At 44.6% G+C, this 10967-nt stretch carries 11 protein-coding genes; 6 read left to right on the top strand and 5 right to left on the bottom strand.

Features of this window, described 5'->3' with window-relative positions; translation table 11 throughout:
• Positions 1-232: 232 nt before the first annotated feature.
• Complete coding sequence (gene dnaG / locus RMO79_RS04935; protein ID WP_310481943.1) at positions 233-2296, top strand: DNA primase; 2064 nt, start codon at positions 233-235, stop codon at positions 2294-2296.
• Between the two features lie 38 nt (positions 2297-2334).
• Here the strand turns inward: dnaG and RMO79_RS04930 are convergent, their stop codons facing one another.
• From RMO79_RS04930 to RMO79_RS04920, 3 genes are all read right to left on the bottom strand, one after another.
• Complete coding sequence (locus tag RMO79_RS04930) at positions 2335-2847, bottom strand: pentapeptide repeat-containing protein (RefSeq protein ID WP_310481942.1); 513 nt, start codon at positions 2845-2847, stop codon at positions 2335-2337.
• A gap of 591 nt (positions 2848-3438) precedes the next feature.
• Positions 3439-4263, bottom strand: a complete 825-nt coding sequence (locus tag RMO79_RS04925) for an alpha/beta hydrolase (RefSeq protein ID WP_310481941.1) — start codon at positions 4261-4263, stop codon at positions 3439-3441.
• Positions 4260-5522, bottom strand: coding sequence for a glycosyltransferase (locus tag RMO79_RS04920; RefSeq protein ID WP_310481940.1), 1263 nt, complete (start codon positions 5520-5522; stop codon positions 4260-4262). Before RMO79_RS04920 ends, RMO79_RS04925 begins: the two co-directional genes overlap by 4 nt.
• 243 nt (positions 5523-5765) lie before the next feature.
• Between RMO79_RS04920 and RMO79_RS04915 the strand changes: the two genes are divergently transcribed.
• The gene (locus tag RMO79_RS04915; RefSeq protein ID WP_310481939.1) at positions 5766-6449 is read left to right on the top strand and encodes a Bax inhibitor-1 family protein; all 684 of its coding nucleotides are present in this window, start codon (positions 5766-5768) and stop codon (positions 6447-6449) included.
• Positions 6450-6680: 231 nt separating this feature from the next.
• Here RMO79_RS04915 and RMO79_RS04910 read toward each other — a convergent pair whose 3' ends face one another.
• Complete coding sequence (locus tag RMO79_RS04910) at positions 6681-7313, bottom strand: fatty acid desaturase (RefSeq protein ID WP_310481944.1); 633 nt, start codon at positions 7311-7313, stop codon at positions 6681-6683.
• A gap of 376 nt (positions 7314-7689) precedes the next feature.
• Here RMO79_RS04910 and RMO79_RS04905 point away from each other — a divergent pair, with 376 nt between their 5' ends.
• Positions 7690-7959 carry a hypothetical protein gene (locus tag RMO79_RS04905; protein ID WP_310481938.1) on the top strand — a complete coding sequence of 90 codons (270 nt, stop codon included), beginning with the start codon at positions 7690-7692 and terminating at the stop codon, positions 7957-7959.
• 156 nt (positions 7960-8115) lie between these two features.
• Entirely contained in the window at positions 8116-8625 is a 510-nt protein-coding gene (gene apcB, locus RMO79_RS04900; RefSeq protein ID WP_310481937.1) for an allophycocyanin subunit beta, read from the top strand.
• A 169-nt stretch (positions 8626-8794) separates the two neighbouring features.
• Here apcB and RMO79_RS04895 read toward each other — a convergent pair whose 3' ends face one another.
• Entirely contained in the window at positions 8795-9151 is a 357-nt protein-coding gene (locus tag RMO79_RS04895; RefSeq protein WP_295616619.1) for a hypothetical protein, read from the bottom strand.
• A 399-nt stretch (positions 9152-9550) separates the two neighbouring features.
• Here RMO79_RS04895 and RMO79_RS04890 point away from each other — a divergent pair, with 399 nt between their 5' ends.
• Together RMO79_RS04890 and RMO79_RS04885 are read left to right on the top strand one after the other, a co-directional pair.
• Positions 9551-9949, top strand: a complete 399-nt coding sequence (locus RMO79_RS04890; protein WP_310481936.1) for an alr0857 family protein — start codon at positions 9551-9553, stop codon at positions 9947-9949.
• A gap of 72 nt (positions 9950-10021) precedes the next feature.
• Positions 10022-10858, top strand: a complete 837-nt coding sequence (locus RMO79_RS04885; protein ID WP_310481935.1) for a TlyA family RNA methyltransferase — start codon at positions 10022-10024, stop codon at positions 10856-10858.
• Positions 10859-10967: the final 109 nt, after the last annotated feature.

The raw sequence follows: 10967 nt of genomic DNA, 5'->3' as shown, positions 1-10967 counted from the left end.
CAAAAATATTGAGGATGTCTGAAAATATATAGCAATCCTATTTGATTTATGAGAATTCTTATTCTTCCCTCTGCGCTCTCTGTCTCGATCTGCAAACCGTCGGGGAACAGAGGCGTGCGTGCATCGCTGCGCCTCTGCGGTTAAACTAACACCAAGATTGCATCTTACAAATGATTTAGGACTGCTATATTTGATGGCAACTGACTATCCACTATCAACTATTCACTAATTCATGGATATTCCCCGTTTACATCCAGATACGATCGAAGAAGTTAAAGCCAAAGTCGATATTGTCGATGTGATTGGCGGACATGTCGTGCTGAAAAAACGGGGTAAGGATTATTTAGGTAATTGTCCGTTTCATCAAGAGAAATCGCCGAGCTTTTCTGTTAGTCCTACCAAGCAGATGTATTACTGTTTTGGCTGTCAGGCGGGGGGCAATGCGATTACTTTTATGATGGAGTTGGGGAAGCAATCGTTTACAGAAGTTGTCTTAGATTTGGCGCGGCGATATCAGGTTCCCGTTCAAACATTGGAACCAGAGCAGCGTCAGGAATTACAGCGACGACTTTCTCAGCGAGAGCAGTTGTATGAAATTTTGGCGATAACGGCGAACTTTTATCAACATGCATTAAACCAGCCGCAGGGAGCGACAGCTCTGACTTATCTAAAGGAAGAACGCGCCTTTAGTGACGAAACAATTCAGAGTTTTCAACTCGGTTATGCGCCTGCTGGCTGGGAAACTTTAGCTAATTATTTAATCGAACAAAAGAACTTACCACCGCAAGCGATCGTAGCAGCGGGACTTGCGATCGCGCGTAAAGATGGCAATAGTTATTATGACAGATTTCGCGATCGATTGATGATTCCGATTCGCGATTTGCGGGGTAGAGTTATTGGTTTTGGCGGACGTACTTTAAGCGACGAGCAGCCAAAATATCTCAACTCGCCAGAGACAGAATTATTCGATAAAGGTAACACATTATATGGACTCGATCGCGCGAAAGATGCGATTAGTAAAACCGATCGTGCGGTAATAGTTGAAGGTTATTTTGATGTGATTGCGCTCCATGCGGCGGGAATCGATAGTGCGGTGGCTGCGCTCGGTACGGCGTTGAGTTTGGCGCAGGTAAAACAGTTAGTTAAGTTTACCGAATCTAAACAAATCATCCTCAATTTCGATGCGGATAAAGCGGGTAATATTGCCGCCGAACGCGCAATTGGTGAGGTTACCGATTTAGCTTATCAGGGACAATTACAATTACGCATCCTCAATTTACCGACGGGAAAAGATGCCGATGAGTTTTTAAAAAGTCACACTCCGCAGGATTATTTAAATTTACTCGATCGCGCGCCACTGTGGTTAGATTGGCAAATCGATAAAGCGATCGAACATCAGGATCTCACGCAAGCCGAGCAATATCAAGCGGCTACCCAGAAAATTATTAAACTGCTGCAAAACATCACCGATGGTACTACTCGCACCCATTACCTGAAAAAGTCAGCCAGTTTATTAAGTGCTGACGATGCGCGGATGGTACCGTTATTAATTGAAAATCTCCAGACAGCAATTAAGGGACTCAAACCACTCCCAGAACCTAAGTTTGGCGGGAATAATTTACCTGTAAATCGATCGAACCCACCTAAATATTCCCCGCCACCAGCTACCGATTATCCCGATCTGATCGAAGATATCGAGTATACACCAGCAGCAGCAAGACAAGAGCAACCCGCAGCAGTAGCTCCAGTCAGCATCCATCCCAATCAAAGACTCATCGAACAAGCCGAGAGTTTATTGCTGCGGATTTACCTCCATTATCCCCTCCACCGCCTGACAATTATCGACGCACTAGATTCGATCGATCTCACATTTACACTCGCTCACCATCGCTTCTTGTGGCAGCAGATTATCGAGCGATCCTCCTCTGGCTACAAAGATTCTCAATCGGAGGAAATTGACTATTTAGACGATCGATTGATTGCTAAATTACAAGATTCGATCGCCGAACATCCCGTTCGATCTAGTCAAGTCAAACATCTCTTTAATTTAGACGAACATACCGCCGAAGAAATTCAACGATCGCCATTAGTATTGAGAGCTGCGATCGCTTGTTTGGAAAAATTTGCCTGCGAACAAAAGCGTAAATATTATCTCAATAAATTACAGAGCAAAGAGCCTGAAGATCTAGCAAAGAAAGTCGAATATTATCAGTTGTTTATAACAACCCAGCAGCGGCTTCAAGAAATAGAAAAACAGCGCAATGTAACTATTAACGATCTAATCTCTTTCATGTAGTTATCTAGATAACTACTCCCTATTATCTAGCCCCTATATTAAGCACACTCTAACGACTCTCTAGTATCTCTCCCCGTCGTGGGATTAGTGCCTTTGGCAACCTTACATAACTTCATTTGAATGTCTTTGCGAAGCAACACATCGGTAAAATCGGCACCATCGATAATTGCACCGTCAAAGTTAGTCACAGAAGTAGAAGCACCAATTAAAATCGCATTGGTGAGATTGACATGGGTGAGTCGTGCTGTATCTAGCAACGAATTAGTGAGATTCGCACCAGTCATGTCTGCCGATTCAAAATTACCACCAATCAAGCTTACCCCAGTCAGATTGGCATTAATAAATTTACCATTACGTACTGTTGCTTGCGTAAATTCGTAAGTAGTTAAGTCTTTGCCCGTAAAATCAGCATCGTTAGGTAATATTGCCTTGGTAAAATCGTCTGCTAGTACTGGATCGGGATAAGAAATCGCGATCGTAACCAGCGAGATCGCTACCAATAATATTGGCAAAAATAACCGCGCGATCGTCTGACAAAAACTAAACTTCATGATTATTTACTGCTAATCGATCGTAAGTACCTACATCAATCGATCTTAGCATTTTCTAGCCAATTCTTCTACACAGAATAGCTGTGGTGTCGATCGAGCTACAGCAGTATTTTGCCGCAGCTCGAAGCTCGATCCACATTTAACCTCTTATTATCTCGTCTGCTCAACTTTAAATATCGATGAATACTCACTTCACCTAACTTCATTATGCTGGCGGCTCTGGAGTTTGACATCCCGATGAATACGGAAGTTTCGATCGCGTCAAGCTAGCTCCTGTCAACACCTTAACAGATCTAACTCCGTGAAATTACGGAAGCCTGTCGATCTGGCTTGGTAGCTAGCGACGACTATTAGCAGGTACTATCGCTCCTGTAAACGGATCTGGAGATCGATCATGAAATTACTTAGCAAACATTTTGAAAAATATCGGTGAAAAATAAATCCAAAAGCTATTCTCAAGCGTATAACCTAATAAGTCTGCAAACCTAATTAAATTATCCGATGGCAGTGGGTCGATCGAATAACTTAGCTGAGTAGAGATCGGCTATTTTGTTGTCACCCACCCGTCATTTTATATTTAGTCGTACTCAATTAATCAATCGATCGATTCCAGTATTCAAAAATCGATTCAGTTACTTCTTGGCTGTGTGTTTGTACCAAATCGTGGTCGGCTGCGGAGATAATTATTATAGTAGCATCGGGAATTTTTTCGGCATAAGTTTGAGCGTGCCATAAGGGAATCGTACCGTCAATTTCTCCAGCAATTACTAGCGTTGGCGTATCGATCCGATCGATGTCTTTTTCGACGGTATCGATCGCATCTTCTGGCTTGAGTCGATCGAGTAAAAACGATCGCGCGGCGGGTTGAGTAACAAGCGCATGACGAGCATTCTGAATAGTTTCAAAAGATTTTTCTCGTCCCATTAGCTTCATGAATGGTGCGATCGAATTGAGTGCTAAATCGACGAGCGGAGTCTGCCAGAATAATGGTCTCAGATGGTCGTAGCGACCGACAAAACTATCGTCTCTGATTCCGGCTGGTGCTAATAATACCATGCCTGCGAAATCGGGAGTGGAAATTGCTAAATCATGACGATCGATTGCATAAGCAGCCGCTACCCAAGAGCCGTAAGAATAACCGATTAAATAAAATTTAGATATTTGCTTTGCCACTAAAAACTCTTTCAAAAATGCAACCTGATCGCCGATAACATAGCGCAAATCTGGCTTAGAAGAATCGCCAAAGCCTAATAATTCTAGACTGATGCAGCAATAATTACTCGCTAATGTACTGGCGATCGCTCCTAATGTTTCCGCATTGCCAAAAAAACCATGTAATAAAATTACCGGAATCCCATCACCGATACTCGTATAAGCAGCAGTATATTCATTCAACTCGATCGTCTGTTTATTCATACCCGATTGACTGGTTTTCTGGTAGATATCGCCTGCTCTATAATATCAGCCGCCTGAGTAACTCCGCCAGATGCCGCGATCGCTTGTTTGAGTCTCAGGGCATTTTGACGGTAACTTTCCTGCGTTAATACTAGTTGCAGTGCAGCGTGCAAGTTCTTATCTGTTAACTTACTCAATGGGACGATTTCACCCGCACCAATCCACGCAATCCGCGCGGCGACACCCGGCTGATCGTTAGTCACCGGAATCGCCACCATCGGAACGCCGGATGTGAGGCATTCTAAGGCGGTATTCATCCCCGCATGAGTGATTGCCACCGCCGCCCGTTCCAACAGGTCTAGCTGGGGCGCATAGCTCACAACCAGCGGATTTCCCGGCAACTCAGGTAACGAATCGACACTAGCACCACCGAGCGAAATTACCAACTGAGCATCTAACCCCACGCAAGCACTCGCGATCGTTTGAAAGACATCAGTTAATTGATTTTGCAACGTCCCCATCGACGCATAAATCAACGGTTTACCAGTTAATTTATCCCACGGAAAATCGACTGGCTTGCGACTATTGCGATCGTGATACGGGCCAGTAAAATGGAAATAACTCGGTAAATCTTGACGAGGATATTCAAATTCAGCAGGCTGATGAGTTAAAACTGCTAATTGTGAATCAGCACTAGTTTCGTCTGGCAATTGCCACAGTTTGCGATAATTCATGCGTAAAGTTTGCATTGATTTACCAAATGGGTTGGTTAAATGATAAACAACCCGATTGCGAAGTACCGCCCACCAAGCTAAATTATAAATCCAAGTCGTAAAAAACGGCGGCACGGTCGGCTCTTGGTTAAAAGGCAACGCACTGCAAAGAGTCACGAAGGGGATGTCTAAAAAGTCAGCAACCAAACCACCTTCGGGCGCAATTTGATCGACTAATAAAGCATCCACTTTGGCATCATCTAACACACTCGGCCCTTCTTCTAAGAAAATCAGTGCGGATTTTTCGATCCAATCCATCGTATAGCGTAAAGCTGCCAAACCGCTCAATTGTCCGAGTTCTGCAAACAACTTTTCGCTCGCTCCCGCCGGAAATTCGCTTTCCCCGATCGATCTAAATTCTAAGCCAGCCGCTAATACTTTCGACTCAGCATCGACTATTCCAAAAAAAGTCACTCGATGCCCCCGTCCTTGCAGTTCTCGACCTAACGGTAACATTGTATTCAGATGACCAGTTTCAGCAGGGCAAAGCAGACCGATGTGAGACATGTTAGAAATGGGAGTGTGGGGGGTGTGGGGGTGTGGGGGGTGTGGGGATACTTGCATTTCCCTATCCCCTCCCTAATACCCAAAGCCAAAAGCCTGAAAAAATAGCTAAGATCTGAATAGGTGAGCCTGTGCGATCTTTTACAACTTTACCGGATTCGGGCGCGTTGGAACTGGATCTATTACATACTCATAGTGACGCAGGTGATCGTGAGTAGAGCATCGATAATTGTAGAGGTTTAATTTATGCAAGTTGTAGCTAGAGAACAGTCTCAAGAACAAGCTGAGTTTATCAAAAAAACGTACGGCCATTTAGCTGGTGCGGTTGGTGCGTTTATCATTATCGAGACATTCTTAATTCAGTCGGGGATTGCCGCAACCTTGGCTAGTGCCTTAACGGGGCGGTATACTTGGCTAGCAATTTTAGCTGGATTCTCGCTCTTGGGTTGGTTCTCGCGAGGACTGGCAAGTAGAGCAGATTCTGTCTCCTTGCAATATACCGGACTGGGGATATATGTAGTGATGGAAGCGATTTTATTCGCACCACTCATCTATATTGCCAATGAGCTGTATAGTCCGACGATCGTTCCCACCGCCGGAATTCTCACAACGTTAATGTTTCTGGGTTTGACCGCAGTTGCTTTTACCACTGGTAAAGATTTTACCTTTCTGGGCGGCGCGCTCAAAATCGGTGGCTTTGTCGCACTAGGTTTAATTATCTGTAGCGCGATCTTTGGCTTCGATCTCGGATTATTTTTCTCTGTGTTGATGGTAGGATTTGCCATGGCGGCGATTCTTTACGATACATCTAAGATTATGTATCACTATACCAAAGACCAATATGTGGCAGCATCCCTAGAGCTATTTGCTTCAGTAGCATTGCTGTTTTGGTATGTCATCCGCATCTTAATGTCGTTATCTCGCCGTTAAGTTAAGTCAGGGAATACAGCACTTTTTATGTTAGCAAGGTACACATCCCCGGCTGTCTTGTCTCGCATAATCCGGGAGGGAACCTCCCGGCTGCGAGCCGCTTCTTGAAGAAGTCGGGGATGTAGCGCGTCAGATTAACGAGTTAACTGGTGTATCTCACAAACTTGCAATTTGCTGTAGGTGTTAAAGCGGAAGGGTAAAGGGTAAGGTTTGAAAGCAATAAACTCTCCCCTATTCTCTATTCCCTATCCCCTGAAGTCTCAACTTCCTCGCTTGTGGCAACTCCCACCAACTCAAATGAGGTAATTCATGATGCTCTTCATGATAGCCAAAGTGATAACAACTAATAAACGACCAAAACTCAGAAACAGGCGTGCTGGTAGCATGACAATCATTGACATAGCCATCGCTAGGTTCGCGGTGGGGTAAAAATGTCCCAAATAAAAATAATTGGAACGAACTAGCTACAGAAGGGAACACCCAAAACCAAGCGAGATTGCCTTCGGGAACGCCAAATAATTGATGCACTACATGAAACGTCGAAATTAGTAGCCCCAACCGCAGCCAACTCCAGTAGTTTTGCATAAAGTTAAAGTACCAGCCAAAAAAATTTTGATGCTTGCCGTTGTGAAAGTCCGGATCGCCTACCCGTGCTGGTAGCTCGTGGTGGAGATGATGCATCTGGCGCATTTTGGTAAATGGAAACATTGCATAGACAAATAATACAAACCACCCGATCGCATCATTGAGCTTGGGGTTGGTAGGTACGATCGAGCCATGCATGGCATCGTGCGCCGTCACAAACAGTCCCACATACAAAAACATTTGCACGGCAAAGCCGCCACATTTCGCCCACAGGGGCATGTTTGCCAAGTCTACGCTCAATAAGAGCACCGTGCTCGTCGCCCAAATTCCAATTAATGACAGTGCTATCCAGAGTCCTCGATTTGTCTTATATCCCACGATGTGTTACCCCGATCGCCCAATCTACTAAACATTTCTTCACTTATCGTAACGTTTCTCAATCGATAGAGATGGGAGCAGAGAGCGGGGAGTGGGGAGGATTTTGAATTAAAAATCTATCTATTCTCCCCGTCCCCCATCTCCCCGCTTTCTAAAAAGATCGCTGCCAAATATTAAAAAAAAGTATCAAACTTAACCAAAACCTAATTTTCCCTAGATAATTTAGCTATCATAAAGATAAGTAAAGTTTATCGGTAGTATAACGGGGATCGTAGTAATGGCAGATCGAGCGAGTTGGAGCCAAGCACAAGAAATAGCAGTATATCATCCAGGTCAAAAAGTTGAAATCAAGCACCGTCCGGGAGTTGTGGACACAGTGATTGCTTACGATCCCATGATGGTACCGCCGATCGTCCTTGCTAGCGATCCCCAGCCTCGCTACCCAGAAGAACTCACCCTAGTCGATCGACCTGCAAAGATGTTCGATTGGCTCAATCCTTGGGCTAGAAACCAGATCGGTTCGTCTTTAGCAATGACCCAGCAGTAAAATGTGCAGGTAAAGTAATTCTCGACCGATCGCATCATCAATGGCAGCGATCGCACCTTAACAGACAATTGCGAATTGTAACGCGACGATCGCACCTGAGTACAGTTTTCTGCGATACTGATAAACCGATAAAAGAATAATTGTTGGGACGATCTCATGCGGGATGCTGTAACAAATCTCATTAAAACTTACGATATAACAGGCCGTTATTTAGACCGTAACGCCATCGATAGCCTCAAATCATATTTTGATACTGGTGCGGCGCGAATCGCTGCTGCTGGGGTAATTAATGCCAACGCAGCCGCAATTGTCAAAGCAGCAAGTTTGAAATTATTTGACGAACTCCCAGAATTAATCCGTCCGGGTGGTAATGCTTATACCACCAGACGTTATGCTGCTTGTTTGCGGGATATGGATTATTATCTGCGGTATGCTAGCTACGCGATCGTGGCTGGAGACACGAATGTCTTAGACGAGCGAGTGCTGCAAGGTCTACGGGAGACTTATAATTCGTTAGGTACTCCAATTGCGCCAACCGTTCGCGGTATCCAAATTATCAAAGATCTAGTCAAAGACCGATTAGCATCGACGGGTGTTACCGATACTAGCTGTGTCGATGCGCCATTCGACCACATGACACGCGAGATTAGCGAACGAGACATTTAGGTTATCATCGCTGCCATTCTACTCAATTCATTAAAAAGCGATCGCTATTCAATGCTAGTTTAAGCAAGGGTGGCGATCGCTTTTTAGTTATCGACGTAAATCGATGTATTTAACTTTGGATGGCTCTTTTAAGAAAAGACCGAGGTAAAATCGCCTCGGTCGATTTTTTCTAAGCGACTGGCTCTGGAGCCACAGCGGTTAAACTATCTAAAGACAGCGGAATCAAATCGCAGGTACTAGTCAAACCCAATAACATTTGTTCGTTGGGGTTGATGATTTTACCAGTAATACCACAGCGTTCTTCCGCATTTGCAGTTGCAGCAACGGTAGCGCGGATATCTTCAGAAGTGAACCGATGACGATAATCGCCAGATTTCTGTTGGACGTATTTCCACAGCACCTCGCGGATTAAGGCTTGATATCCTTGATGGCCAGAAATTTCTTTCAGCCGTTCTTTTAGCTCGCGCTCCAGGCGAATGCTAGTTACCTCCATTTCGGTGGTGGGTGTCCGCTTTAATGTATGCATTATTAAGTTGCTCCGAGAACTCGATCTAGACAGGGTGGTGTATTTAGTGTAGTACTTTTTGCGTTAAATAGCAAACATTTCCTAAACTTTACTAATTATTCAGTACTAAGGTACATTTGTCAGATTTTTGTAAAAATCGACAGTTACGGAATTTAGCGATCGGCGGTTGTATTTGAGATTAGGACTCAATTATTTAGGTGAGTGTTACTAGTAATAATTCTAACAATTTTGGTAGGATCGGATGACGAATGAGCTAGCGACAGGGCAGATAATTATCATTCCTTGAAGCAAAAACTTCTCATTTAAGTAAGCCATCGGATCGCACCCTCACAATTTCCTCACAAGTTTTCTCTAAGCTACAGCGATAAGCCAGTAACCCGACTTCATCAATCTGACCCTATGTTGAAATTGATTTATACTGAAGCAGCCCCACATTTGGAACTACTAACGTCTAATCTTGAAGATTGGGTCGAACAAAGGCTCGGATTTGCGACATCGATTGGAGAAAAAACTTTTGTCAGTGCGGTAAAGGCGAGCTTCTTATTGCCAGAGCTGGTGTGTGAAGCGACAGCACTCAATTTCTATTTAGAGCGCGAAAATGTGACAACGGTTACGGCTAGTAAGTGCGATCTCGACAGAGTAGAAATAGAACTGACTGGCTATTGGCTCTCCAATCGGATAGATAGTCCAGAAGGAATCTTCATTACCAGATTGCCCGATCTGGTAGAATCTTATCTGTGGGAACTATGGGACAGTGCCAATCGCAGATCGGTTGCTAGCGACGGCGCGATCGGTTGAATCCATTTACCACGACCCCATGCTATTTTAAGATCGTTAAGTAAATCTCGATCGCGGTCTTTATAGTTCGACTTGAAAAAACAACGCCTGGATGTACTATTAGTAGAACGCAAACTGTGTGACTCTCGGCAGTTGGCACAACGCTGGATTCAAGCGGGAGAAGTGCGCGTTAATGGTGAAGTGGTAGATAAAGCTGGCACGGCAATTTTACTCACAGCCATGGTAGAAGTTAAAGCCAGGGCGAGATTTGTCTCTCGTGGTGGTGAAAAATTAGCCAAAGCTTTAGATGTATTTGAGATTGTCACTCACGATCGGATTTGTCTCGATGGGGGGATATCTACAGGCGGTTTTACAGACTGTCTGCTCCAAGCTGGTGCCAAACAAATCTACGGGATCGATGTCGGCTACGGACAAGTAGACTGGAAAATTCGGACAGACGATCGGGTAATATTGCGAGAGCGCACGAATATTCGCCATTTAACTCCCACCGAACTCTACGGCGAACCGATCGAGGATAACTATCCAGTCAGATTACCAGATTTAGCCGTTGTCGATGTTTCCTTTATCTCCTTAATTAAAATTTTACCTGCATTAAAGCTGCTACTGGCACCTCCACAAGAACTCGTATTGCTAGTTAAACCGCAATTTGAGGTGGGTAAAAGTGCGATCGGGAAAAATGGAGTGGTACGAGATTTATCAGCTCAAGCCGGGGCAATTTCCGGGGTATTAGCAGCAGCATGTGAGTTAGGTTGGGAATATCGCGGCTTAACTTGGTCGCCATTAGTCGGTCCCGCCGGAAATATTGAGTATTTATTGTGGTTAAATACAAATGGTGATGAAGCAGTTACCACACCCGATTTAACCGAAATCCGATTGTTAACAGCGTCCGCATATCAGGCGTTGCTTTGAAGGGAGCGGGGAGCGGGGAGTTCGGAGATAAGAGATGGGAGTTAGGCTTCAAGCTTTAAGTTTTGGAACTGCGTTCATACACTCCCCACACTCCCAGTCCCCCAGTCCC

The organism is Chamaesiphon sp. VAR_48_metabat_403, assembly GCF_031422475.1.
GTDB lineage: Bacteria > Cyanobacteriota > Cyanobacteriia > Cyanobacteriales > Chamaesiphonaceae > Chamaesiphon.
Note: the sequence above shows the minus strand (reverse complement) of the source record. Positions and strands in the feature narration are given on the sequence as shown.

Coding starts and splice junctions, on each gene's coding strand:
- RMO79_RS04930 (WP_310481942.1), bottom strand. CDS start 2,847: ATGAAGTTTAGTTTTTGTCAGACGATCGCGCGGTTATTTTTGCCAATA.
- RMO79_RS04920 (WP_310481940.1), bottom strand. CDS start 5,522: ATGTCTCACATCGGTCTGCTTTGCCCTGCTGAAACTGGTCATCTGAAT.
- RMO79_RS04925 (WP_310481941.1), bottom strand. CDS start 4,263: ATGAATAAACAGACGATCGAGTTGAATGAATATACTGCTGCTTATACG.
- RMO79_RS04905 (WP_310481938.1), top strand. CDS start 7,690: ATGGCAGATCGAGCGAGTTGGAGCCAAGCACAAGAAATAGCAGTATAT.
- RMO79_RS04910 (WP_310481944.1), bottom strand. CDS start 7,313: ATGCCCCTGTGGGCGAAATGTGGCGGCTTTGCCGTGCAAATGTTTTTG.
- RMO79_RS04895 (WP_295616619.1), bottom strand. CDS start 9,151: ATGCATACATTAAAGCGGACACCCACCACCGAAATGGAGGTAACTAGC.
- apcB (WP_310481937.1), top strand. CDS start 8,116: ATGCGGGATGCTGTAACAAATCTCATTAAAACTTACGATATAACAGGC.
- dnaG (WP_310481943.1), top strand. CDS start 233: ATGGATATTCCCCGTTTACATCCAGATACGATCGAAGAAGTTAAAGCC.
- RMO79_RS04890 (WP_310481936.1), top strand. CDS start 9,551: ATGTTGAAATTGATTTATACTGAAGCAGCCCCACATTTGGAACTACTA.
- RMO79_RS04915 (WP_310481939.1), top strand. CDS start 5,766: ATGCAAGTTGTAGCTAGAGAACAGTCTCAAGAACAAGCTGAGTTTATC.